The organism is Serratia sp. TSA_7 (assembly GCF_052692135.1).
Genome location: NZ_JBQZFU010000001.1, coordinates 946,752 through 971,053, shown reverse-complemented (window position 1 = coordinate 971,053; position 24,302 = coordinate 946,752). Strand labels below are relative to the sequence as shown.

General features: G+C 59.9%; 18 protein-coding genes. 6 read left to right on the top strand and 12 right to left on the bottom strand.

Going from position 1 to position 24,302, the window contains the following annotated elements:
• Positions 1 to 303: 303 nt before the first annotated feature.
• From ACUTQW_RS04720 to ACUTQW_RS04710, 3 genes are read right to left on the bottom strand one after another with little or no spacing between them, the layout of a single operon-like run.
• A complete protein-coding gene (locus ACUTQW_RS04720; protein WP_006325087.1) occupies positions 304 to 1,608 on the bottom strand; it encodes a c-type cytochrome in 1,305 nt (434 codons plus the stop codon).
• Positions 1,609 to 1,619: 11 nt separating this feature from the next.
• Entirely contained in the window at positions 1,620 to 2,078 is a 459-nt protein-coding gene (locus ACUTQW_RS04715; RefSeq protein WP_004944127.1) for a (2Fe-2S)-binding protein, read from the bottom strand.
• Between the two features lie 14 nt (positions 2,079 to 2,092).
• Positions 2,093 to 4,300 carry a molybdopterin cofactor-binding domain-containing protein gene (locus ACUTQW_RS04710; RefSeq protein ID WP_445654812.1) on the bottom strand — a complete coding sequence of 736 codons (2,208 nt, stop codon included), beginning with the start codon at positions 4,298 to 4,300 and terminating at the stop codon, positions 2,093 to 2,095.
• 261 nt (positions 4,301 to 4,561) lie between these two features.
• On the opposite strand from ACUTQW_RS04710, the gene hpxO reads away from it, so the two are divergent.
• Entirely contained in the window at positions 4,562 to 5,719 is a 1,158-nt protein-coding gene (gene hpxO / locus ACUTQW_RS04705) for an FAD-dependent urate hydroxylase HpxO (RefSeq protein WP_062792437.1), read from the top strand.
• Positions 5,720 to 5,757: 38 nt separating this feature from the next.
• Here the strand turns inward: hpxO and ACUTQW_RS04700 are convergent, their stop codons facing one another.
• From ACUTQW_RS04700 to ACUTQW_RS04670, 7 genes are all read right to left on the bottom strand, one after another.
• Positions 5,758 to 7,893, bottom strand: a complete 2,136-nt coding sequence (locus tag ACUTQW_RS04700; protein WP_166728806.1) for a peptidase domain-containing ABC transporter — start codon at positions 7,891 to 7,893, stop codon at positions 5,758 to 5,760.
• A gap of 2 nt (positions 7,894 to 7,895) precedes the next feature.
• Entirely contained in the window at positions 7,896 to 9,164 is a 1,269-nt protein-coding gene (locus ACUTQW_RS04695; protein ID WP_006325084.1) for an HlyD family secretion protein, read from the bottom strand.
• Positions 9,165 to 9,201: 37 nt separating this feature from the next.
• On the bottom strand, positions 9,202 to 9,447 hold the full coding sequence (locus tag ACUTQW_RS04690; protein ID WP_006325083.1) for a hypothetical protein: 246 nt from the start codon (positions 9,445 to 9,447) through the stop codon (positions 9,202 to 9,204).
• 862 nt (positions 9,448 to 10,309) lie between these two features.
• Positions 10,310 to 13,885, bottom strand: coding sequence for a molybdopterin cofactor-binding domain-containing protein (locus ACUTQW_RS04685; RefSeq protein WP_006325079.1), 3,576 nt, complete (start codon positions 13,883 to 13,885; stop codon positions 10,310 to 10,312).
• Complete coding sequence (locus tag ACUTQW_RS04680) at positions 13,878 to 14,417, bottom strand: (2Fe-2S)-binding protein (protein WP_020438980.1); 540 nt, start codon at positions 14,415 to 14,417, stop codon at positions 13,878 to 13,880. The genes ACUTQW_RS04685 and ACUTQW_RS04680 overlap by 8 nt, the downstream gene beginning before the upstream one ends.
• 152 nt (positions 14,418 to 14,569) lie before the next feature.
• Positions 14,570 to 15,043, bottom strand: coding sequence for a MarR family winged helix-turn-helix transcriptional regulator (locus ACUTQW_RS04675; RefSeq protein ID WP_020438979.1), 474 nt, complete (start codon positions 15,041 to 15,043; stop codon positions 14,570 to 14,572).
• 67 nt (positions 15,044 to 15,110) lie between these two features.
• On the bottom strand, positions 15,111 to 16,169 hold the full coding sequence (locus ACUTQW_RS04670; protein ID WP_006325073.1) for a 2,5-dihydroxypyridine 5,6-dioxygenase: 1,059 nt from the start codon (positions 16,167 to 16,169) through the stop codon (positions 15,111 to 15,113).
• 330 nt (positions 16,170 to 16,499) lie between these two features.
• On the opposite strand from ACUTQW_RS04670, the gene ACUTQW_RS04665 reads away from it, so the two are divergent.
• From ACUTQW_RS04665 to ACUTQW_RS04645, 5 genes are all read left to right on the top strand, one after another.
• Positions 16,500 to 17,651 (top strand): FAD-dependent monooxygenase, encoded by a 1,152-nt coding sequence (locus ACUTQW_RS04665; RefSeq protein ID WP_004944098.1) that lies wholly within the window; start codon positions 16,500 to 16,502, stop codon positions 17,649 to 17,651.
• A complete protein-coding gene (locus ACUTQW_RS04660) occupies positions 17,648 to 18,442 on the top strand; it encodes an alpha/beta fold hydrolase (RefSeq protein WP_197912681.1) in 795 nt (264 codons plus the stop codon). Before ACUTQW_RS04665 ends, ACUTQW_RS04660 begins: the two co-directional genes overlap by 4 nt.
• A gap of 16 nt (positions 18,443 to 18,458) precedes the next feature.
• A complete protein-coding gene (locus ACUTQW_RS04655) occupies positions 18,459 to 19,211 on the top strand; it encodes a maleate cis-trans isomerase family protein (RefSeq protein ID WP_062792431.1) in 753 nt (250 codons plus the stop codon).
• Positions 19,212 to 19,220: 9 nt separating this feature from the next.
• Entirely contained in the window at positions 19,221 to 19,862 is a 642-nt protein-coding gene (locus ACUTQW_RS04650; protein WP_235196174.1) for an N-carbamoylsarcosine amidohydrolase, read from the top strand.
• A 121-nt stretch (positions 19,863 to 19,983) separates the two neighbouring features.
• A complete protein-coding gene (locus tag ACUTQW_RS04645; protein ID WP_006325069.1) occupies positions 19,984 to 21,291 on the top strand; it encodes an MFS transporter in 1,308 nt (435 codons plus the stop codon).
• Positions 21,292 to 21,347: 56 nt separating this feature from the next.
• Here the strand turns inward: ACUTQW_RS04645 and dcp are convergent, their stop codons facing one another.
• Complete coding sequence (gene dcp / locus ACUTQW_RS04640) at positions 21,348 to 23,549, bottom strand: peptidyl-dipeptidase Dcp (RefSeq protein WP_006325067.1); 2,202 nt, start codon at positions 23,547 to 23,549, stop codon at positions 21,348 to 21,350.
• Positions 23,550 to 23,796: 247 nt separating this feature from the next.
• Positions 23,797 to 24,180, bottom strand: a complete 384-nt coding sequence (locus ACUTQW_RS04635; protein WP_037430913.1) for a c-type cytochrome — start codon at positions 24,178 to 24,180, stop codon at positions 23,797 to 23,799.
• Positions 24,181 to 24,302: the final 122 nt, after the last annotated feature.

The following is a 24,302-nucleotide window of genomic DNA, read 5'->3' as shown; positions in this document are numbered from 1 at the left end:
AGCAAAAAAAAAGACCAAAATGAAAATGCGCCTCATCATGATGAGAGGTGCATTCCTATTTTGGTCTTGCCTGCCTGAGCAGTAACACGCCTTAATAAAAATGTCTGGCGACCACGAAGATCGCGACGGAAGTATCGCCATAGTTGCGATTTTTCGGCAACTGCCTTCGTCAAACTTTGCGAGCGACATCACTCTTCGCCGAAAATGCACTGCAATGTCGCCCGTTGCCCCCTGCCATGCGCTTTTTTAGCGCAGGCCGTCACGGATGAACGGCGAAGGGGAATAACTCCCCCTCGCCGATCGTTACTGTTTGCGTTGTTCCGCGACCTGTTTCGCTGTGACCTTGCCTTGTTTTTCGCCAAACTGGCCGACCACATAGTTGGCCACCGCCGCCACTTCTTCATCCGAATATTGGGCACCGAAGTCCGGCATCACCTCATGCTGTTCCCCGATGCTGATGCGGGTGCCTTTGAGGATCGCCTGCACCACGCTGCGGCCCTGCGGATCGTTCACCGCCGTGCTGCCGACCAACGAAGCGTATTTACTCTGGCGGCCCACGCCGTTCCACTGGTGGCAACCGCTGCAATCACCGGCAAACAGCCTGCGGCCCAACGAATCCTCTTGCCCGCCCGGCAGCACCGCGCTGGAGGACAACGCGCCCTTCGGCTGCAGGTTCACCGCACTGGCACTGTCGCCGGCGATAGGTTCTATGTTGCGCAGGTATTTCACCAACGCCTGATTATCCTCCGGCGTCAGATACTGCAGGCTGTTTTCCACCGCCTCCGCCATCGGGCCGGCGGCACTGCTGCGTCCCTCCGCGTGGCCGGTCGCCAGATATTGCGACAGTTGCTGCTCGCTCCAGCCGCCGATGCCGGTCTGCGCATCCGGGGTGATGTTGGCGGCAAACCAGCCCTGGACCACCTCTCCGCTGAGGTTCTTGCTCTGATTAATGCCAAAGGCCAGATTGCGCGGCGTGTGGCATTCACTGCAGTGCCCCAGCGCGGTCGCCAGGTAGGCACCGCGGTTCCACTGTTCATCCTGGTTGAGATTCGGTTCGAAGCGTTTTTCATGGAAGAACGCCAGATTCCAGAACTTCATGCCCCAGCGCTGGTTGAACGGGAATGGCAGATCGTTTTGCGGGTTGGCCTGTTTCACCGGCGGCAGACTGAACAGATAAGCCTTGATCGCCAGCACGTCGTCACGGCTCAACGCGGTGTAAGAGGTGTAAGGCATCGCCGGATACAGGTTACCCTGCGGACCGACGCCCTCACGCACCGCACGCACAAACTGGTCGTCGCTCCAGTCGCCGATACCGGTTTCTTTATCCGCGGTAATATTGGTGCCGTAAATCGTACCGAACGGCAGTTTAAACGCGAAACCACCGGCGAAAGGTTTGCCACCCGGCGCGGTGTGGCAAGCCACGCAGTCGGCGGCGCGCGCCAGATATTCACCGCGCGCCAGTTTGTCGGTAATGCCGGCCGGCGCACCGGCGATAGGCGCGGCAGGCTCCGGCCCAACCGGCCGCAGCAGGGTATACAGCGCATAGCCGCCGACTATCACCACTACCGCGACAATCAGCCATAACAGCCATCTCAGGGCGTTGCTCATGAGTTTCTCCCTTAATCCAGCGCCTTGGCGGCCTGGTGGATGGCGGCGCGAATGCGCACGTAAGTAGCGCAGCGGCAAACGTTGCCGCCCATCGCCGCGTCAATATCCGCATCGCTCGGGTTTTTGCTCTGGGCCAGCAGCGCGCTGGCACTCATGATCTGGCCGGACTGGCAGTAGCCGCACTGCACCACGTCCAGATTGACCCAAGCCTCCTGCACCGCTTTCCCGGCCGGCGTTTCGCCGATGGCCTCGATGGTGGTGATTTTCTTGCCGACCGCCGCCGAAACCGGCGTCATGCAGGAGCGTACCGGCACGCCGTCCAGATGAACGGTACAGGCGCCGCACATGGCGATGCCGCAGCCAAACTTGGTGCCGGTCAGCCCAGCTTCATCGCGCAGAAACCACAGCAGCGGCATATGGGTATCGCCCTCAAACGTCAGCGGTTGGTCGTTAACGGTTAAAGTAATCATGATGTTCTCCTTGATTAGACGCTGGCGTCGCTGTTGGGACGGTGTAAGGGCAGGCTAAGCGAGGTGCGGGGCCGCCCGAGCAGCGCCAACGCATTGCCGACCGCCGGGCCGATGGTCGGCACGCCCAGTTCGCCCACGCCGGTAGGCTTCTCGGTTGAAGGCACGATAATCACCTCAATTTCCGGCATTTCGTCAATGCGCAACGGGCGGAAATTGTTGAAGTTGGATTGTTCGACCAGGCCGTCTTTTAAAGTGATGTTGCCGTACAGCGCGATGCTCAGGCCGTAACCGATACCGCCCTCAATCTGCGCGCGGATCACGTCAGGATTCACCGCCACGCCGCAATCCACCGCGCACCACACCTTGTGCACGCGCGGAATTCCGCCTTCGCCGATAGACACCTCGGCAATCTGCGCCACCCGGGTGTCAAACGCCTTGGCGACACCGACGCCGCGCGCCCGGCCATCCACCACCTTCGCGCCCTGCCAGTTGGCGGCTTTCGCCACCGCTCGCAACACCCCGGCTTCGCGCGGTGCGTCTCCCATCAGCGCCAGCCGCCCTTCCACCGGATCCTGCCCGGTTGCCTGCAGCAACTGATCGATAAAGCTTTCCACCGCATGGCCGGTATGGGTGCTGGCGACCGATCTCAGCGAGGAAGTCGGCACCTTGCCCGGCACGATATGGGCATCGCAACGGAAACTTTCGAAGGTATAAGGCAGCTCGCTGGCGCCTTCGATCATCATCTGATCGACGCCGTTGACCACCAGCGCCGTCATGGCGCTGTTGAGCGTCCAGGAGTGGCCGACGACGGTGTCGGTCCAGCCCACCACCTTGCCGCCCCGGATCGCCCCGCGCAGCCGGTGCAAGATCATCGGACGATACCAACCGTTGCGGATGTCGTCCTCGCGCGTCCACACCACCTTCACCCCGTGGCCGGGCCCGATAGCCTTGGCGGCAGCGGCCATATCCGCCGCCAGATCCGGCCCCAGCGTCGGGTTGCCCAGATCGATGCGTCGGCCGAAACTGCCCCCCGCCAGAATGGTTTCGATTTGCACTTTTTCCGGCGGCAGTTGGAACAGATCGCACAGCTGCTTATGGTCGAGAGTTTGGATCTGGCAGCCGTAACGCGCCTTGACGCTTTCGCCGTCCCAGAACAGATAACCGTCGAGCGGCTCCATCGGCGCATGGGCCACGTAGGGGAAGGTATATTCCGCTTCGATCACCTTGTCGGCCTTGTCGAAAACCTCGTCCGACTTGCCGCGGCTGGTCGCCACCACGCCGGTTTTTTGCGCCACCTGGCGGAATTCGGCAAAAATTTGCTCGCTATTGCGCCTTTCGGCCTGGGAATCGTCCCACTCTACCTGCAATTTTTCGCGGCCCTGGATTGCCGCCCAGGTATTTTTGGCGTAGACCGCTACGCCGGTGTCGGTTTGCTTCACATCCACCACCCCGGGCACCTGCAGCGCCCGGCTGGCGTCAAACGACGCCACTTTGCCGCCAAAGCGCGGCGATTTTTTCACGGTGACGGTCAACATGTCCGGCTCATGAATGTCCTGCGTGAACTGCGCGCTGCCGTTGATCTTCGCCAGCGAATCCACGCGGTGCAGGCCGCTCACTTTGCCGATCAAGGTAAAATTGGCCGGGTCCTTCAGCGTCAACCCTGCGGGATCCGGCGGCGGCAGTTTAGCGGCCAATGCGGCGAACTCGCCGAAGCCCGCTTCGCGGCCGCTGGCGGCGTGACTGATTTTGCCTGCCTGTACGGTGATCTCCTGCGCTGAGGTTTTCCAGCTCTGAGCGGCGGCCTGAACCAGCAGCGCCCGCGCCATGGCGCCCATGCGCCGCATTTGGTCATAGGCGTTGGCCACCGAACTGGAACCGCCGGTGCCCTGGAAACCGAATGACAGGTTTTTGTAGACGCTGGTGTCCACCGGGGCGGCGACTACGCGCACCTGCGCCCAGTCTGCGTCCAGTTCCTCTGCGACCAGCGTCGCCATGCCGGTATAGACGCCCTGGCCCACTTCGGTGTGTTTGCTGATGACGGTGACGATGCCGTCTTCGCCGATCTGTACGAAGGCGTTGGCTTCAAAAGCGTTGCTTTCTGGCGCCGCGGCGGGAGTAGTGCGAGCCAGTGCGCCGGTAGAAGGTAGATAGGCGCCAATCACCAGCGCGCCGGCGCCGACGATAAACCGCCGCCGCGTAAGCGGGACTTCGGGTATTTTCATTGATCATCGCTCCAAAATGCCGCATGACATCACCATCGCGGCGCTTTCATATTGTTATCACGGCCTCTTTTTTAACCTGGGCGCAACAAACTTATACTAGTCGAATTATTTTGCTGTTGTGCAACTGAGCACATTTTGCCCCACCCCGGCTCAGGTTTTGCACCAAATCGCGCCAATGTTCCCCCTCAATGCCGCTCTCGGACGCTCGCAGGCTGGTACGGAAATTGCTTCTCCTTTGTTATGGCGACAAAGGAGAAGAACATGAAAGCAATTATCATAGGCGGCGGTATCGGTGGGCTGTGCGCCGCCATCGCATTGAAGCGCTGCGGGATCGAGGCCGAGGTTTTTGAAGCGGTTAAAGAGATCAAACCGGTTGGCGCGGCGATTTCCATCTGGCCGAACGGCGTTAAGTGCCTCAACTATTTGGGGATGAAAGAACCCCTGCGCCGGCTCGGCGGCCCGATGCACTACATGGCCTATCAGGAATATCTGCACGGCCAGACCCTGACGCGCTTCAGCCTGGATCCGTTGATCGCCAGCGTCGGCGAACGCCCTTATCCGGTGGCCCGCGCCGAACTTCAGGCCATGCTGCTGGAGACCTACGGCCGTGACAATGTTAGCTTTGGCAAGCGCGTCAACGGCCTTGAAGAGACCCAAGACGGCGTCACCGCCTGGTTCGAGGACGGCAGCCAGGCCAGCGGCGATTTCCTGATCGCCGCCGACGGTACCCATTCGGCTATCCGCCCTTACGTGCTCGGGCATGGGGTGGATCGCCGCTATGCCGGTTACGTCAACTGGAACGGGCTGGTGGCGATCGATGAATCCATCGCGCCGGCCAATCAGTGGACCACCTTCGTCGGCGAAGGCAAGCGGGTGTCGCTGATGCCGGTTTCCGGCAACCGTTTCTACTTTTTCTTCGACGTTCCGCTGCCGACCGGGCTGGCGGAAGACCGCAGCACGGCGCGCGCCGATCTGCAGCGCTACTTCGCAGGCTGGGCCGAGCCGGTGCAGAAATTGATCGCCGCGCTCGATCCTGACACCGTCAACCGCATTGAAATTCACGATATCGAACCTTTCGAACAGTTGGTGCGCGGCCGCGTAGCCTTGCTGGGCGACGCCGGTCACAGCACCACGCCGGATATCGGCCAGGGCGGCTGCGCGGCGATGGAAGACGCGGTGGTGCTGGCGATTGCGCTGCAAACCAACTCGCTGGGGATTGAAGACGCGCTGCTGCGCTATCAGGAAAAGCGCAGCTACCGGGTGAAGGATTTGGTGTTGAAGGCGCGCAAGCGTTGTGACGTGACGCACGGCAAAGAGATGGAGATCACCCGCAGCTGGTACGAAGAGCTGAAAACTGAAACCGGCGAGCGCATTCTCTCCGGCATGAAGGAAACCATACTGGGCGGGCCGCTGGCCTGATCCGCTCCCCCTTCTCCGGCTAGGAGAAGGGGCAATCCTCAAAGCCCCAGCGTGCGGAGGCGCCCCGCCGTCAGTTCTATGACCCTGTCCGCCGAGGCGATAGTTTCCGGCCGATGCGCGATCAGTAAAATCGGCAGACCCAGTTGGCGCAAGGTGCGGCTGACCAACATTTCGTTGGCGACGTCCAAATGGCTGGTCGCCTCATCCAGGATCAGCAGCTTCGGCTCTTTATACAGCGCCCGCGCCAGCAGCAATCGCTGTTTCTGCCCGGAAGACAAGGTCCCGCCCATTTCACTGATTAACGTCTGGTAGCCCATCGGCAGTTGTTCAATGTCCCTATCCAACTGCGCCAGCCTGGCGCACTCGCCAAGCTTTTCGCTGTCCATTTTCGGCGAGAAAAACGTGATGTTGTCGGCAATGGAACCGCGAAACAGCTGGTCCTCCTGCAGCACCGCACCGATATGCTGACGAATCTGTTGATAATCGGTACGCCGGTGTTCAAGCCCCAACGTGCGTATCACCCCGCCAGACGGCGGATATAATCCCAGCACCAGCTTGGCCAAAGTGGTTTTGCCGCTGCCGGACGCCCCCACCAACGCCACCACCTCGCCGGGCATAATATCCAGCGAGACTTGCGACAGGATCTCCCGTTCGGTCCCGGCGTATTTAAAGCTGACCTGCTCCAGGCTCAGAACCGGCAAATCGGGAGGCCAATCGCCTGCCGGGTACGCCGGGCCCTTGTTGCCGGCCTGGAACGCCGTCGCGCCTTCACGCGGGGTCAGCACGATATCGGCCAGCCGTTCGTTGTAAACGTCCAGCATTCGGTAGGCGACCGCTTTGTCTATCAACCCGTTAATGCTGGCCGAAAACCGCCCCTGAAAAGACATATAGGCCACCAGCATGCCCACCGAGAACTCACCGGCCAGCACCGAACCGGCGCCCAGCCACAATACCGCCGCAGCTACCAGGCTGCCGATCAGGGTCTGCATGATGCCGTACACCATCATCAGTTTGCTTTCGCGCAGTTGGGCATTGCGCCGGGCGACGTTCAGGTTGCGCCAGGCAGATTCCCGCGGCATCAACGCGCCGTTCACCCGCAGGCTCAAGACGCCACGCAGGCTTTCCAGAAAATGGCTGGACTCCTCGGTGCCGGCATTCCAACTGTCCTGCGCCGCTTTCCGCAGCGTGCTGAACCAACACAGGCGCAACAGGCCGTAAACGGCGGCGGCGGCCAAGGCCACCAGGGTTAACTTTGCGCTGTAGAAAAACATCATGCTCAACGTCCCCACCACCAACAGCACATCCAAAAAGGCTTCGAGCAGCGTAGTGGTCAGGGTGTCCTGTATGGTGTCGACGGCATCGAACTTGGCGCTGATATCCCCCATGTTGCGTGCCTCGAACCAGCCTATCGGCAGGCGCAGCAGATGGTGAAACACGTTGGCCGTCCACTGCATGTTGAAGTTGACCGCCATGGTCAGCGTCGCCCATTGCCGCGCCAGCTCCAGCAGCATCTGAGTGCCGGTCATCAGCAGCATGGCGATGACGATCAGCGTCAGCAGGCTGGCGTCCAGCGCCACCAGCACCTCATCAATCACCAGTTGGTTTATCAGCGGGCCGAGCAGCGCCAACACCTCCAGCGCCACGGCGAAGCAAAAGATCCTGGCCAGCGCGGGCTTCAGGCCGTGCGTTTTGCCAATCAACGTCGTGAGACGGATCTTTTCCCGGCGATCCCGGGTTTCAAACCTGTGGGTGGGCGTCAGCTCCATCGCGATGCCGGTAAAATGGCGGTTCGCCTCTTGCAGCGTCATCTTCAGCAGGCCGCGCGCCGGATCGTGCAGTTCCAGCGTTTGCCCCCGCACCCGCCGCAGAACGGTAAAATGGTTCATGTCCCAATACAAAATGCAGGGCACGGCCAACAGGTGCAGTTCATCCAGCTCCAGCCGAATGACGCGGCCGCTTAAATTCAAGCCTTCGGCGCACGCCATCAACTGCGAAAACGTCATGCCAAGCTGCGAGACATGACATTCCGCGCGCAGCGTTCGCATATCGACCCGGTGCCCATGCCAACCGGCGATCATCGCCAGACAGGCCACCCCGCACTCCGCCGATTCGGTTTGGCGGATCAGCGGCAGGCGCTTTCGCCACCCCCAGTTAATCATCTCTGTCACGTCCATGCTTACATCCTCCCTTGCAGGCTCCATAACGGCTCCAGCAGCCATTCGTACAGGCGGCGGCTGTCCAGCTCGATGTCCGCGGACACCGCCATGCCGACGCGCAGCGGTTCCTGCCGGCCATAAGCCGTAATGGTGGTTTTATCCAGCGCCACGACCACACGGTAATGCCCTTCGTTTTCCTTCCAGACCAGCGGATTTTGCAACATCGCGTCGCCGGCGCTGAGGCTGGCATGCGTGATGGCGCGGGTAGAACCGTATTGCACGCCAAACTTTTCATAGGGGAACGAGGCAAAACGCAGGCCGACGCGTTGGTTGGGTTTGATAAAGCCCACCGCCTTGCTCGGGGCAAAAAGCTCTACCTGCAACTGCGCCCCGTCCGCCACCATCATCAACAACGGATCGTTGGGTTTCACCGTCTGCCCGGCGCGGGCCAGCACCACGGCGATGTGGCCATCGACCGGTGCCGTCAGCGTGGTCTCGCGCTGAGCGTTGAGCTCTATTTTTTGCTGATCGATGCTCTGCAACTGGCGTTCAAGCTCGGCATCCCGCCCTTGCTGCTGTTGCTGCAAGGTTTGCAGCTCCGAGCCCGCAGCCGCCCATTCACGCTTTAACCTCAACTGCGCTTGCCGTTGGCTTTCGACCTTTTCCCGCGCCGTCGACAGTTCCATTTGCTTTTGCTGGAATTCGATTTCGGACACATAGCCTTTGGCTATCAGCTTGCGGTAACGCGCCATCACCGAATGTGACAACGTTTCCTGCTGTTGAGCCAACACCAAGGCGGAGCCTGCACTGGTCAGTTCGTCATCCAACTGCGCGATGCGTTGCCGCACGCCGGTTTGCCGCAGGGCGCTGGTCACCTGTTCTTGTTCGCGCTGGTGCTCCAGCATGCGGTATTGCTGATCCAGTGACGCGGCCACCGACGCCAGCGCGCCAACGCCCTTTCCGTTGAAATGCTCGCCGCTGAGCCGATAAAGCGGTTGGCCGGCTTTAACCGCCGCCCCTTCGGCCACCAGTCGTTCAGTGATCTGCCCGGCGTTGCGGGCGACCACTTTGATCAGCCCGCTGGAGGGCATTACCACGCCTTCCAGCCGCGCTTTGCGGGTATATTCGCCCAGCATCAGAAATAGCAGGATAGCCAGCACCAGCGCCCCGCTGGCCCAGGCATAGGCGGTTAAACTGAGGCTGGGCGGAATAATGACCTCGCCCTCGGCCTTTGTCGCCTGCGCGGCGAAATAGCCCTCTCGATACAGCTGGGGCGGACGTCCTGTCATGGGGATTACACCTTAAGGCCCGTTTATAAACCGGTGGTTATTTTCCTTTCCCCGCACTTTTCCCCATGCGGATACACCAATGTAGTGCAATATAAAGGCATTTTATTGTAGCAATCATGCCCACCGGCACGCAGAAAACAATAATATATTTCGCCAACCCATCAGAGATATCGATATTAAACCAACCGCCAGACTGGCTCAGTCCCACAGCCCTGAATAAATCATGAGACAATGAAAAGACGAGAAATATGCCAACAAAAATCACCACGCCTTTGCTTTTCAACGATTAACCCCACCAAAAACAATATAACTCAATCACGCAGGCTATATTGCATTAAAATTACCGGTTAGGATAAAATTACCAACGGCAGGTTCCACCATTATAACTATCAGACCTTTTTTCCGATGCGTTCTGCGTCCCTTTTCCGCCGCCATTGCCGATACAGGAAGACAAGCCGCCGATTGAGCCTGAGACTAGCCCGCCCGCAATCGCACGGGCACTGCCGGCAATAGCCCCGCCAACACCGCCGCCAAATGCGGCAAGGTCTAGAGCCATGCGCATTCAGAGCTTATTCCGGGGGATAAATTGAGCACGAAACCGTTAGCCTGTCCACCATAGTTAGTCGATGTTCCGTTGCCGTAGCAGCCCTTTTTACTGCGGGTATCCACGCTGCTTTCGCTACCGCCGCCAATCATATCTATTTCTGATTTTGTTAATATTCCCATAACTCCCTCCAACGCCATTTATGATATTTTTTACGAGCCACATATCTAATCCGCCGGCTAATTATATAAACACAAAAAACAACCAAGTCAACAATAAACAAAGGCATAAATAAAATAACGCCACATCAATTAAAGGTGCAACTTAATTAAATCATCAAAATATTATTTATACTTTCACTTAACATCAACAACTAAAAAACCACCCCAATTAATTAAATGAACAACCAAGATAAAAACTGAAGTCATCACGGAAAGCGATTCGACTTATGTAACTGAATGCCAAACAATCTCAATATTCAGGATTAATAGCCCGATAAAGAAAAGACGGCGAAACAGCGGCGGGCGGCAATAGCGGCGCGCAAGCTGGCGCCGTTGCCGTTGCAACGGCGGGTGGCGTTCCTGCAGCGGCCATAACGCCGCTAATGGCTACCCGGATTGGCGCGCAGCCTGGCTACCTGAGCTTCCACTTCTCGCCATGCCGGTTTTTGGCCGGCATAGCGTTGGCGCAGGTAATTGACCAGATCCGCTACCTGCCGATCGGAGAAGCTGTCCTTGAAGCCCGGCATAAAGCCCAGATCGGCGGTGGCCGGTTTGGCAATGCCTTGCAGGATCACTTTGATCAGGTTGTCCGGCCGATCGCTGAAAATATTGGTGTTATTGGCCAGATCCGGGCTGACGCCAAACAGCTGCGGCCCACCGCTGGCGGCGCTGTGGCAGGCCTGACAAGCGCCCTGGAACAGACGCTCGCCGGCCTGTTGCGCCTGCGCGGATTGCAAACTTCCGGCTAGCTGTACCTGCGGCTCCAGGTTTAACGTTGTCGGGGTGCTCAGGGAAATCAGATAGCCGGCCATCGCCCGCACGTCCGATTCCGGCAGCGTAGCCAGTTCGCTGACCACCGGCCCCATCGGCCCGGCCGCCACGCCGTGTTCGGCGGAATGACCGCTGCGCAAATACTGGAACAGCTGTTCTTCGCTCCAGGGTTTGTCCGCGTTGGCCAGTTGGTTCAACGCCGGCGCTTCCCAGCCGTCCACCATCGCCCCAGCCAGGAAACCGGCGCCGCCCTTTTCCGCCCCCATCAGGTTACGCGGCGAATGGCAGGCTGCGCAGTGGCCCAACCCGTTGACCAGATAAGATCCGCGATTCCACTGCGCAGTTTGCGTGGGGTCTGGCTGGTACTCGCCCTGGCGCAGAAACAGCGCATTCCAGCCGGCCATCAGCGGACGCAGATTAAACGGGAAACGCATCTGGTTAGCCGGATTACTTTGCGCAACCGCCGGTTGCGACATCATGTAGGCGTACAGCGCTTGCATGTCGCCGTCGGTCATTTTGCTGAACGACGTATAAGGAAACGCCGGATACAGATGGCGGCCGTCGCGGCTGATGCCCTGACGCATCGCACGATCGAATGCGGTAAACGACCAGTTGCCGATGCCGGTTGCCACGTCCGGGGTGATATTGGTGCTGTACAGGGTGCCGAACGGGGTTTCCATCGCCAGGCCACCGGCGTTGGTCGCTCCTTCAGAGGCGGTATGACAGACCGCGCAATCCCCGACGGCGGCCAACTGACGCCCACGTTCCAGGGTCGCGGCCGACCAGGTGCCTGCGCCCGGCGTGGCGACCGGTGCAATCGCCGTACGCCACGGCAGTGCCGTAGCCGCGACGCCCAACAGGGCGCCGACAATACCGGCCGCGCCGCCGAACCACCATTTGCTGCGCCGGGGTTTGGTCGCCGGCGCAGGTTCCTGCCGGGCAGTGTCCGGGCCGTTCAACGCCTCGCGCAGCCGATCGGAGGTGATCGGCAATTCGCGAAAGCGAATGCCGGTGGCGTCGAACACCGCATTGGCGATAGCCGCCGCGCTGGGCACCGAAGCGGACTCACCGGCGCCCAGCGGCGGATCGTACGGCCTCGGCATCATCACCACGTCGACCTCCGGCACCTCCGGGAAGGTCAATATCGGGTAAGCGCCCCATTCCTTGCTGGAAATCGTCGATTCTTCGAAGGTGACGCGCTCTTTCAATACCCGGCTGGTCGACTGGATGACGTTGCCGTGGATCTGGTGACGCACCCCGTCCGGATTGACCATCATGCCGGCGTCGTGCCCCACCACAATGCGCGTGACCGCCACTTCGCCGCTGGCCTTGTCGATCGCCACGTCGGCGACCCAGGCCGCCCAGGCGGCGCCAAAACCGGGAAACTTGCTGTGTATATAGCGCGCATAAGCGAAACCGCGCCCGCGCAGCACGCCGTCTTCCGCCGGTGTCTGCATCGGTTCGGTATGCGGCGTCCAGCCGGCGCGTTCGGCGGTGCTGCGCATCAGTTCGGTGGCACGCTCATCGTTGATGTAACGCAGCCGGTACTCCAGCGGATCGACGCCGGCGGCGTTAGCCAGCTCGTCGATATAAGACTCGTGCGCGAAGGTATTCGGCAACGCCGACACGCCGCGCATCCAGGAGGCGCGCACGATTGGCGCCATATCCTCAATGCTGACGCGCAGCGCCGGGTAGTCATAAGGCGGCACCGAGGTGCGGTCGCCCATTTCATAAGCCACAGGCACGGGTTCAACCCTGCCGGTCAGCAGCAGCGCCAGCGTCGGCGCGCCATTTGAGGGGTAATAGGTGCGAAAATCGTAGGCGACGGGATGGCCTGCGGCGTCCAGCCCGCCATCGACCTCCATCAGCTGTGCGGTGCCCTTCGGTTCCCACAGGTGTTCCTGCTCGCGCGTCAGTTGTACCCGCACCGGGCGGCCCACCGCCCGCGACAGCAACGCCGCATCGGCGCACACGTCGTCGGCGCAGTTGCGGCCATAGCAACCGGCGGCCTCCATGCGGATAATGTCAATCTGCGCTTCCGGGTATTCCAGCAGCCAGGCGAGGTCGGCGCGCAGCAGGTGCGGGTTTTGAGTGCCGGACCAGACCCGCAGTTGCTGCGGCTGGTAGTCCGCCAGTGCGCAAGAGGGGCCGATAGAAGCATGCAGTTGGTAAGGCCACAGGTAGCTGCGGGTGAAACGCCGATCGGCGGACGCCAGCGCCGCATCGACGTCGCCGGTGTCATGCACCACCCGCGTCGAATGCGGATTGTCGCGCAGCGCCTGCGCCACGTCGGTCATCTGCGGCAGGTTGCGTCGCCAATCCTTCCAGCTCACCTGCAGCGTCTGCGCCGCCTTGATCGCCTGCTCCTCGCGCTCGGCGACGATGCCGATAAAGTCCCCGATCACCACCAGTTTGACGATACCGGGAATAGCGGCGATCGACCGCTCATCCACCGCCAGCAGGCTGGTGCCGACGAACTCACCGCTGTCATAGCCGGCGTACGGCGGTCGGACCACCCGGCCATGCAGCATGTTCGGCAAGCGCATGTCGTGCACATAGGTGGTTTCGCCGGTCGCCTTGGCCGGAATATCGACCCGCGCAGTGCTGGTGCCCACCAACCGGTATTCGGCCTGCGGTTTGAGCGGCGCGTCGCCGGAAATCGGTAACTCGACATGCACGCCCGCCACCAGCTCGCCGTAGGTCAACGCCTGCCCTTGCGGATCGACAATAGCGCCGTCGCGCAACGTCAGTTGATCTACCGCACAGTTAAAACGCTGCGCCGCCTGTTGCAGCAGCCAGCGCCGTGCCTCGGCGGCCGCATTGCGCAGCGGCACGGCGGAAATTTGCAGCGTGGCGCTGGCGATGGTCGCCCCCTGGTTTGGCGTACTTTCGGTATCGCCCAGCACCATGCAGACCTGTTCCATCCGCAGATACAGTTCTTCGGCGACGATCTGCCCCAGCGCGGTGCGCACACCGGTGCCGAGATCGACATGGCCGTTAAAGGCGTAGACCTCGCCGCTGTCGCAAATGGCGATAAACAGCCCCTGCTCCTTGGGTTTCAGGGTAGGCGTTTGGCCTTTCGGCACCAGGCCCGACGGCGGCTGGATCTGATCGATAACCAGTAGCGTGCCGTGACGTTGCAGTAATTCGGCTTGGCTCGGCAATGAGAAACGGGCGTCAGTCATGCGGGGTTTCCTCATTGCGGCAGAGAATAATGGCGCGCTGAACCGCACGCAGGATTTCGATGTGGGTGCCGCAACGGCACAGATTGCCGGACAGCGCCTGGCGGATTTCGCCGTCGCTCGGCGAAGGGTTGCGATCCAGCAGGGCTTTGGTGGTCATGATCATGCCGTTGAGGCAATAACCGCACTGCGCGGCCTGCTCTTCAATAAAGGCGCGCTGCACCGGGTGCAGGTGATCGCGCGCCCCCAGCCCTTCCAGCGTGGTGATCGCCCTATCGGCCACACCCAGCGCCGGGATCACGCAGGAGCGGGCGGCAATGCCGTCAATCAGCACGGTGCAAGCGCCGCATTCGCCGAGGCCGCAGCCGTACTTCGGGCCGTTTAGCGCCAGATCGTTACGCAGCACCAACAGCAGCGGCGTATCCGTCATGACCTGGGTGTGAATACTTTTTCCGTTCACCGACAGCAGCAGCGGGTGCTCCATCAGCTTTTTTACCGCCCCCTCCCTGGACGTCGGCACTTCAGATATCGCCATTCTCGCGTCTCCGCCTGCGTTCCGGTTATACCCGTCATCTTTCAAGCCGCAGCTGGGTGCCCAACGGCAACTTGAAAGCTATAGGGTATGTATTGTGGGCCGTGACCTCGCCGCAGGCCACTCACCGGACAACCGCAGTTACGGGGAGCGAATTAGCCTGGCGGCTGGTCTTCCAGCATTTTATTGAGCAGGAACATCAAGGCTACACGTTCGGCCGGATTGAGCGTGCCGAAGGTTAATTCCGTGATCTTCGCCGCATGCGGCACCGTTGCCGCCAACAGCGCAGCGCCGGTGTCGGTCAACCCGACCACCACTTTGCGTCTGTCTATCGGATCCGGCATGACGGTGATCAACTCACGCGCCTTGAGGCGCTCGACGATGCCGCGAATGGTGGCCTGATCGACCGCCGTCACCTGCACCAGCTCGGTCAATGAGCTAGGCCCCATATCGCGCACCGCGCACAGGGTAATAAACTGCACGGCGGTCAGTTGCGAATCGCCGACGTTCTGCTGGAATATCGCCACGTGACGTTGATAAACCTTGCGCAGCAGGTGCCCGACTTGTTCGGTAAAATGATAGTTTTCGGCTTTGCCGTCATCGGCGGTCAAGTCTTCGGGGGGCGTCATTGCGTTACTCTCACCATCTATGGAAACTATCGAGAATAGTACAAACCCCCGCGGTTAACAGCAACGGTTAACCCTGGCGCACCCGCGATGCCTCGGGCGCTACCACTTCCCCTTCAGCCACCACCGTCTGACCATCCAGGCTGATGTCGCAGCGACGCAGCGCAATATCCATGTGGCACGGCGTTTTTCGCGTGCCGCCGACTTCGGTATTCGGGCCGGTGGAGAACAGGAAGTTGCCGTAAAATGCGCGTGCATCCATACACATGCCGTCGTTTTTATCGTGCAGGCCCATTGCCGTCCACTGGGCACGCGGTTGCAGGCCCCAACCGATATGCGAGATGCCGTACACTTCCGGATCCTTGAAATACTTCATGTATTCGCGCAGGTATTCCGCCTCGAAACCGCCGTGAATGCGCGTCACGAAGCCTTTTTCAATCTCCAGCGTAATGCGTTCACGGGCATAGCTTTTAAACGGCAGCAGGATGTCGCCGACGTCCAGCACCAACACCCCTTCCGCCTGCTCTTCATTCGGCCAGGTAAACAGGAAACCGCTCGGCCAGTGATCCCAACGCCCCGGCTCGTCGGCATAACCGTATTCGGTCACCGTCGGGTATTGCCCCAAGGGGGCGCGAAAATCGCTGCCGGCGGCGGATGTCACCCGCATCAGCTTCGCCTGCTCCAGCACCGCCGCCGCCGCCAACACCCGCGCCTTGTCTTCTGGGTTAGGCAACATTCGTGCCAACACCTCCGGCGGCTCGACTGCCAAAAGTATGCGCGTGCCGGTTTTCAATATTTGCTCCTGCTCCGGCGAGTGCAGCAGCATCATGGTGTCGACGATCAAATCGGCGGCTTCCAGCGCACGCTGCGCGGCAGGATTGCCGGTCAGCGCCGTGTCGCCGCAGTAAGCGGTCATGTCATTGCCCATCGCCCGCGGATGGTTGAACGAGGGGAGCTCCACCGCATACACCTTGGCCCCCAACCGCAGCGCGGCATCGGTGGCGGCGCGCACCGTACGCGCATCGGAATAGTGGCTTTTCAGGATGGCTACGCTCTGCGAAGCATCCACCTTCGACAACCTAAGCACCTGCTCGAACAGTTGAACCAGCTGACTCTCATTGACCGCCATGGCGTATCTCCTGTTTCGCTAATGAATGACCGATGCACTCGGCGCCGGTGAGGTTATTTTGCACAAATTAAAGCGAACACACTCTTTTAATCATCTAAGCCGAAAATTCAATGGGAAGCAAGTCGCTAACGTCATCCATAAGTAAATCCTATTTTATGCCCGTAACAGGCTGTGATTAACATGAGTTTACCAGCAAGTTGCGGCCAATTAGCGTGAGCGGGATCTAAATTAACACTTGTGCAACCTTGCTATATTTAGCGTATACACTATAAATCAATCGTCCGGCATTGCTGCGGACAACGCCTAAAAAGACCAACAGTCAGGGGAAAAATGATGAGCAAACAACAGCGCATTGCCGTGGTCGGCGCAGGCCTGGGTGGCGCCGCCGCCGCCGGTCTGCTGCAAAAAGCCGGCTTTACCGTCGATTTGTATGAGCAAAGCCCGGTGTTTTCACGCCTCGGTGCCGGTATCCATATGGGGCCGAACGTACTGAAGATTTTCCGTCGCCTCGGCATCGAACAGCCGCTGGAGCAAATGGCTTCGCACCCGGATTTCTGGTTCAGCCGCGATGCCGAAAGCGGCGACTATCTGTCGCGCATTGAATTGGGGGCATTTGCCCGCAAAGAATACGGCGCGGCATACGTTACCGTGCATCGTGGCGATTTACAGGCGTTGCAGATGGCCGCTCTGCAACCGGGCAGCGTGCACTTTGGCAAATGCCTGAGCAAGATTGAAGATCGCGGCGACGAGGTCGTGCTGAACTTCGCCGACGGCACCAGCGCCACCGCCGATATCGTGATTGGCGCCGACGGCATCAACTCACGCATTCGCGAACACCTGTTGGGCGTCGAAGCGCCAACCTACAGCGGCTGGGTGGCCCACCGCGCGCTGATCCGCGGCGAGAAACTGGCCAAATACAATTTGAGCTTCGAAGACTGCGTGAAGTGGTGGTCGGCGGATCGCCACCTGATGGTCTATTACACCACGCAAAAACGCGACGAATACTATTACGTCAGCGGCGTGCCCCACCCGGCGTGGGATTTCCAGGGCAGCTTCATCGACAGCAGCCGCGAAGAAATGTACGAAACCTTCGCCGGTTATCACCCGATCGTGCAAGCGCTGATCGAGTCCAGCGAGCAGGTCACCAAATGGCCGCTGCTGAACCGCAAACCGCTGCCGCTGTGGAGCGAAGGCCGCATGGTGTTGCTCGGCGACGCCTGCCACCCCATGAAACCCCATATGGCCCAGGGTGCGGCGATGGCGATCGAAGATGCCGCCATGTTGGCGCGCTGCCTGCAGGAAACCGGCCTGACCGACTACCGCACCGCCTTCCAGCTGTATGAAGCCAACCGCAAAGAGCGCGCCTCCCGCGTGCAGGCGGTATCCAACGCCAATACTTTCCTGCGCACCCAGGAAGATCCGGCCTGGGTGTACGGCTATGACCTGTACGCGCAGGCGCTGAAATCGGAGAACGCCGCATGAGTCGCTTCCTGTATGGCGCCAACGTGCAGGCCAACGGCATTCGCCAGCACTACCTGCGCTACGGCGGCCAGGGCCCTGCGCTGATCCTGATCCCCGGCATCACCAGCCCGGCGATCACCTGGGGGTTCGTCGCCGAACGGCTGGGAGAAAGATACGACACCTACGTGCTGGACGTGCGCGGGCGCGGTCTGTCTTCCAGCGGCCCGGAGTTGGCCTATGACGCCGAAACCTGCGCGCAGGACGTCAACGCTTTCGCCGCCGCACTGAAGCTGGGCAGCTATTCGCTGATCGGCCACTCCATGGGCGCGCGTTTTGCCCTGCGCGCTGCGGTGCTGCAACCGGCCGGCGTGCGCCGGTTAGTGCTGGTCGATCCGCCGGTTTCCGGCCCCGGCCGCCGCGACTATCCCGGTAAATGGCCGTGGTACGTCGATTCCATCCGCCAGGCGCTATCGGGGATGGATGCCGAGCAGATGCGCGCCTACTGCCCGACCTGGAGCGAGGAGCAGCGACAGTTGCGCGCCGAATGGCTGCACACCTGCTATGAACCGGCCATTCAACGTGCCTATGAAGATTTCCATCAGGTAGACAGCCATCGCGACTATCCCGACCTGAGCATGCCGACGCTGTTGATGGTCGCGGGCCTGGGCGGCGTGATATTGCCGGAAGACGAGGCGGAGATCCGCGAGTTACAGCCGGAAATCACCCTCGCGCACGTAGCAAACGCCGGGCATATGATCCCGTGGGACGACTTTGAAGGTTTCTTCCGCGCCCTGGGCGATTTTCTGGATTAACTGAGGAGCATTTTCCATGACCAAAAATTACCGTATCGGCCAGATCGTACCCAGTTCCAACACCACGATGGAAACCGAAATTCCGGCGATGTTGACCGCGCGCCAGTTGATCCGCCCGGAGCGTTTTACCTTTCACTCCAGCCGCATGCGCATGAAGCATGTGAGCAAGGCAGAGCTGGCGGCGATGGACGCCGAGTCAGACCGCTGCGCGCTCGAGCTTTCCGACGCGCAGGTCGACGTGCTCGGCTATGCCTGTCTGGTGGCGATCATGTCGATGGGGTTGGGCTATCATCGCGAGTCCCAGGCCCGGCTGGCAAAGGTTACGCAGGACAACGACGCCGCCGCACCGGTGATCAGCAGCGCCGGCGCGCTGGTCAGTGGCCTGAAAGTGCTCGGCGCCAAACGCATCGCGCTGGTGGCACCTTACATGAAACCCCTGACCCAAATGGTGGTGGATTACATCGAACACGAGGGCATTGAGGTCAAGGTGTGGCGCGCGCTGGAGATCCCGGACAACCTGGCGGTGGGCCGCCACGATCCGGCCAAACTGCCGGGAATTGTCGCCGAGATGGACCTGAGCGGCGTGGATGCCATAGTGCTGTCCGCCTGCGTGCAAATGCCGTCTTTACCTGCGGTATCCACCGTTGAAGCGCAAACCGGCAAGCCGGTGCTGACCGCCGCCATCGCCACCACCTACGCCATGCTGACCGCGCTGGAGCTGGAGCCGATCGTGCCCGGCGCCGGCGCCCTGCTGTCCGGCGCCTATTAAGGAGGAAAAATGGCATCCGCAGCCGATAACTCTCTCATCGATAACTACAGCGGCGTCTGGGGCAACCGTATCGGCTTCGGCCGGCGCCCGGCGCTGCTGGTGATCGACTTTATGCAGGCTTATACCACCGAGGGCGCACCGCTGTTCGCCCCCGGCGTGGTCAGCGCAGTCGACTCAAGTGTGGCGCTGCTGGCAACGGCGCGACAGGTAGGAATACCGGTGATCCACACCAATATCCGCTATCATGCGGGGCATTTCGCCGATGGCGGCATCTGGGTGAAAAAAGCGCCGGTGATGAAAGACATGGTCGAGGGCAATCCGCTGGCGGCGTTCTGCCCCCAGGTTGCGCCGCAAGCCGCTGAGGTGGTGTTGACCAAACAATACGCCAGCGCCTTTTTCGGCACTTCGCTTGCACCTATGTTGGTGGCGCTCGGCGTCGATACCCTGCTGCTGGCCGGTTGTTCCACCAGCGGCTGTATCCGCGCCAGCGCGGTGGACGCCGTGCAACACGGATTTCGCACTATCGTGGTGCGTGAATGCGTGGGCGACCGCCACGCCGGCCCGCACGAAGCCAACCTGTTCGACATCGACAGCAAATACGGCGACGTGGTGAGCAAACAGGAGGCGATCGGCTATTTAACCCTGTTGTAGATCCAAAAGGCTTCACCTGCACGGAGAGCAGAACAATAAAGAAGGCGCGGAAAGCGCCTCAAAAGCAAGCACACAACACACCTCCTCCGGAGGCCACCATGCACCACCTGGAGACATCATCATGGCCATTGTTGAAACCCCGTTAGCGGGGAAAGCGGGAACAGAATCGCTGCTGTACCGCAAAATCACCTGGAAGCTGATCCCGTTTCTCTGCCTGTGTTATCTGGCCGCTTACCTTGACCGCATTAACGTCGGGCTGGCCAAGCTGCAGATGGCCGATCAACTGCAACTGAGCGAAGCCGCCTTTGGGCTGGGCGCAGGGCTGTTTTTTGTCGGTTATATTCTGTTTGAGGTGCCGAGCAACCTGATCCTGCAACGCGTCGGCGCCAAGGTATGGATTGCCCGCATCATGATCACCTGGGGCCTGCTTTCCGCCGGTACCCTGTTCGTCACTACCCCGAATCAGTTTTACGCCATCCGTTTTTTGCTTGGCGTGGCGGAAGCCGGCTTCTTGCCCGGCGTGCTCTATTACCTGACGTTATGGTTCCCCACCTATCGCCGCGGCCGCATCATTGCGCTGTTCATGATCGGTCTGCCGCTGTCGAGCGTGGTCGGCGGCCCGCTCTCCGGCTGGATCATGGGGCATTTCGATATGCGCCACGGGCTGCATGGCTGGCAATGGCTGTTCCTGCTGGAGGGCATTCCCAGCGTGCTGCTGGGCGTGCTCACCTTCTGGGTGCTGCCCAATAATTATCGCCAGGCGAAATGGTTAACCGAGGACGAGAAAAAACGCATTGAGCAGGATCTGGCGCATGACGAAGCCGAAGCCAGCCACAGCAAGCACAGTTTCCGCGACGGTTTCTTTAACCTCAAGGTGTGGATGTTGGGCGGCATTGATTTCTCGATCCTGCTGAGCGCCTATGCGATGGGGTTCTGGATGCCGACCTTTATCAAAACTGCCGGGGTCACCGACATTACCACCATCGGCATGTTGACCGCACTGCCGAGTATCGCCGCCCTGCTGGGCATGTTGCTGATTGGCACCAGTTCCGACCGCATGCGCGAGCGCCGCTGGCACATCATAGTGCCGTTTATCGTCGGTGCGATGGCAATGGCCGGCAGCACCTTCTTCACCCATAACGTGATCGCTACTGTGCTGTTGTTCTCCATCGCCCAGGCGGCGATCATCGGCGCGGTGCCGGTGTTCTTCAGCCTGCCGGCCACTTTTTTGCGCGGCACGGCAGCGGCAACCGGCTTTGCGCTGGCCTGTTCGCTGGCGAATATCGCCGGGTTGGTGAGTAACTCGCTGATGGGGTTGGCGTTGGATCTGACCGGCAAAAGCGGCGGCGCGCTGTGGGCCTTCGCCGGTTGTCTGCTGCTCAGTTCGCTGCTGGTGATCGCGCTGCCGGCCAAGGTGGTTAACCGCTGAAGAAGCTGGGCGCGGGTTTCCGCGCCCTCTGTTCTCCGTACAGACATCAGAATATTTTATTCGTCTTTCAGCCCGCGGTTAATCAGCATCGGCTCGATGCTGGGCTCTTTACCGCGCCAGTCGACATACAGTTTTTCCAGATCCTGGCTATTGCCGCGCGACAGCACCATGTCGCGGAAACGTTGACCGTTCTCCGCCGTCAGGCCGCCGTGCTCGGTGAACCACTGGAAGGCGTCATCCGCCAGCATTTCGGTCCACAGATAAGCGTAGTAACCGGCGGCATACCCGTTGCCCCAGATATGCTTGAAATAGCTGGAGCGATAACGCGGCGGCACGTAGCTGAGATCGATTTTATCCTTCAGCAACGATTCGGCTTCGAACTTGTCCACGTCCTGCTGCGGCTGATCCGCGCTCAGCATGTGCCAGTGCATGTCCAGCAGCGCAGCGGACAGCAGCTCGGTCATGTCATACCCTTTGTTGAATTTGTCGGCTTTTTTGATTTTGTCGACCAGTTCCTGCGGCATGGCTTCGCCGGTTTTGTAGTGTTTGGCGAAGTGCGCAAAGACTTTGGGATCGCTGGCCCAGTGTTCGTTGAACTGAGAGGGGAACTCGACAAAATCGCGCGCCGTATTGGTGCCGGACAGGCTCGGATACTCCTGATCGGCAAACATGCCGTGCAGCGCATGGCCAAACTCGTGGAACAGGGTGATCACGTCATCGTACGACAGCAGCGCAGGCTGGCCCGGTGCCGGTTTGGTGAAGTTGGCGACGTTGTAGATCACCGGTTTGGTGCCTTTCAGCTTCGACTGTTCGACAAAGTTGCTCATCCAGGCGCCGCCGCCCTTGTTGTCGCGCTTAAAGAAGTCGGTGTAGAACAGCGCCAGCGATTTGCCGTCTTTATCGAAGACTTCATACACGCGCACGTCCGGCTGGTAGACCGGGATGTCCTTGCGCTCTTTAAAGCTGATGCCATACAACAGGTTGGCGGCATAGAACACGCCGTTGTTCAGCACGTTATCCAATTCGAAGTAAGGTTTGATCTGCGATTCATCCAGATCGTATTTCGCCTTGCGGACCTGCTCGGCGTAGAACTGCCAGTCCCAGGCTGCAACCTTGAAATCGCCTTTCTGCTGATCGATTACCGCCTGAATGTCTTTGGCTTCGCGTTCGGCGCGCGCGGTGGCCGCCGGAACGATATTGCGCATAAAGCTCAGCGCCGCATCCGGGGTTTTGGCCATCTGATTTTGCAGTTTCCAGGCGGCATAGTTCGGGAAGCCCAGCAGTTTTGCCTGCTCGGCGCGCACCTTGGCCAGGCGCGCGATGGTCTGGCGGGTGTCGTTGCCGTCGCCCTTTTCCGCTCGGTTCCACGAAGCGTCAAACAGTGCCTTGCGGGTGTCTCTGTCTTTCAGGCTCTGCAACTCCGGCTGCTGAGTAGTGTTTTGCAACACCAGCAACCACTGCTTGTCCAGCTTGCGCTCGCCGGCAGCCTGAGCCGCCGCAGCCAGTTCGCTTTCCGACAGGCCGTCCAGCTTGCCTTTGTCGGCGATCGCCAGCGCGCCGTCTTTGGTCGCCGCCAGCAGCTTGTTGGAGAACTGGGTGCTCAGCGTCGCCGCTTCCTGATTCAGCGCTTTCAGCCTGGTTTTATCGGCGTCGGACAGGTTGGCCCCCGCCAGCTCGAAGTTTTTGTAAGTCACCTCCACCAGGCGACGCGATTCCGCGTCCAGCTTCAGCGCGTCGCGCTGCTGATAAATCGCCCTGATGCGCTCAAACAGCTTGCTGTTCAGCATGATGGCGTCTTCCAGCGCCGCCAGTTTCGGCGAGCTTTCCTCATCCAACTTTTGCAACGCGTCGCTGGTGTTGGCCGAGGTCATGGCGCCAAACACGTTCATCACCCGCGTCAACAGCGCACCGGCCTGCTCCAGCGCCACAAAGGTATTTTTAAAATCGGGCTTGGCCGGGTTATTGGCGATCTTCTCCACCTCTTCCCGCTTTTGCTTGATGCCGGCGTCGATAGCCGGGGCGTAGTCGCTTTCTTTGATCAGATTGAACGGCGGTGCCTGGAACGGCAGACGGCTCTGATAGAAGAACGGGTTCTCGTTCTTTTTGTTCTCGTGCTGGTTAGCTTCACCGGTCACGTTAGCCTCCTTAGCCTGGCCGCTTGGCAACGCGCTATGACTCGCGTGCGGATTGGTTTCTGCTGCCTGTGCCTGCGAGCTCAGCGCCATGCCGATCGCCAGCACCAATGTAGATAAACGCATCAAATCGAAACTCCTCCATGTTCACAGAATAAAGTGCAAAGGGACCCCAGTCCCCAGGACACATCCTAGCTTAGGCGCAGTTGGCAGTTTGAGCAAAAACAAGTGATTAGAATGGCGTGTCCCGTTGCAGGACACCGCCTTGCCGACTGCCTTCTGGCGTGTATTGGCTTTACATGAAGGATGCCGTCAAACAGGTAGCCACTCTGAAAGGGTTATTCGATTTCTGTGCCTGCCTCTCTTCTCAACATTATCGATTTTTTGAAATCACGCCGTTCATGTATTGATTCAAATCGCGCAGATCCTGAATCCGCCAAGTGAACGGCGGTAGTTTTACCCCATTTTCTCGCAAAGTTTTGGGAATCAAGTCCCCATTTGGACGAAGTATTATCGATGAGACAATAACGCCCGGATAATCATTGAGCCGTTCTTTGAACGCGGGGGTTGTCAGGTCAGGTGGAGGCGGGTTGGTTTTGTCAGCCAATGGCCCCGTGCCTTTGAGATCGCTTCCGTGGCACATGCTACATCGCTGTAAGTAGATGTTTTTCCCATTGGCATTATCCGCGAAGGAAAATGAGGCATGCATTAACGATAAAGCGCCTAGCGAAGCGATGAACAACACTTTCATTTCCATGTGACCTTGTTATGTGAATCAGACCTGAACCGAGCGTAAAACCCGGCGGCGCCACTGCAACACTCAATTATCACGATAACATTTGAAGCGAGATTGTTCAGTAGCGACGTGCTCGCGCCCAC

Coding starts and splice junctions, on each gene's coding strand:
- hpxO (WP_062792437.1), top strand. CDS start 4,562: ATGAAAGCAATTATCATAGGCGGCGGTATCGGTGGGCTGTGCGCCGCC.
- ACUTQW_RS04645 (WP_006325069.1), top strand. CDS start 19,984: ATGGCCATTGTTGAAACCCCGTTAGCGGGGAAAGCGGGAACAGAATCG.
- ACUTQW_RS04720 (WP_006325087.1), bottom strand. CDS start 1,608: ATGAGCAACGCCCTGAGATGGCTGTTATGGCTGATTGTCGCGGTAGTG.
- ACUTQW_RS04710 (WP_445654812.1), bottom strand. CDS start 4,300: ATGAAAATACCCGAAGTCCCGCTTACGCGGCGGCGGTTTATCGTCGGC.
- ACUTQW_RS04665 (WP_004944098.1), top strand. CDS start 16,500: ATGATGAGCAAACAACAGCGCATTGCCGTGGTCGGCGCAGGCCTGGGT.
- ACUTQW_RS04700 (WP_166728806.1), bottom strand. CDS start 7,893: ATGGACGTGACAGAGATGATTAACTGGGGGTGGCGAAAGCGCCTGCCG.
- ACUTQW_RS04670 (WP_006325073.1), bottom strand. CDS start 16,169: ATGGCGGTCAATGAGAGTCAGCTGGTTCAACTGTTCGAGCAGGTGCTT.
- ACUTQW_RS04650 (WP_235196174.1), top strand. CDS start 19,221: ATGGCATCCGCAGCCGATAACTCTCTCATCGATAACTACAGCGGCGTC.
- ACUTQW_RS04635 (WP_037430913.1), bottom strand. CDS start 24,180: ATGGAAATGAAAGTGTTGTTCATCGCTTCGCTAGGCGCTTTATCGTTA.
- ACUTQW_RS04715 (WP_004944127.1), bottom strand. CDS start 2,078: ATGATTACTTTAACCGTTAACGACCAACCGCTGACGTTTGAGGGCGAT.
- ACUTQW_RS04680 (WP_020438980.1), bottom strand. CDS start 14,417: ATGGCGATATCTGAAGTGCCGACGTCCAGGGAGGGGGCGGTAAAAAAG.
- ACUTQW_RS04655 (WP_062792431.1), top strand. CDS start 18,459: ATGACCAAAAATTACCGTATCGGCCAGATCGTACCCAGTTCCAACACC.
- ACUTQW_RS04685 (WP_006325079.1), bottom strand. CDS start 13,885: ATGACTGACGCCCGTTTCTCATTGCCGAGCCAAGCCGAATTACTGCAA.
- ACUTQW_RS04660 (WP_197912681.1), top strand. CDS start 17,648: ATGAGTCGCTTCCTGTATGGCGCCAACGTGCAGGCCAACGGCATTCGC.
- dcp (WP_006325067.1), bottom strand. CDS start 23,549: ATGCGTTTATCTACATTGGTGCTGGCGATCGGCATGGCGCTGAGCTCG.
- ACUTQW_RS04695 (WP_006325084.1), bottom strand. CDS start 9,164: ATGACAGGACGTCCGCCCCAGCTGTATCGAGAGGGCTATTTCGCCGCG.
- ACUTQW_RS04675 (WP_020438979.1), bottom strand. CDS start 15,043: ATGACGCCCCCCGAAGACTTGACCGCCGATGACGGCAAAGCCGAAAAC.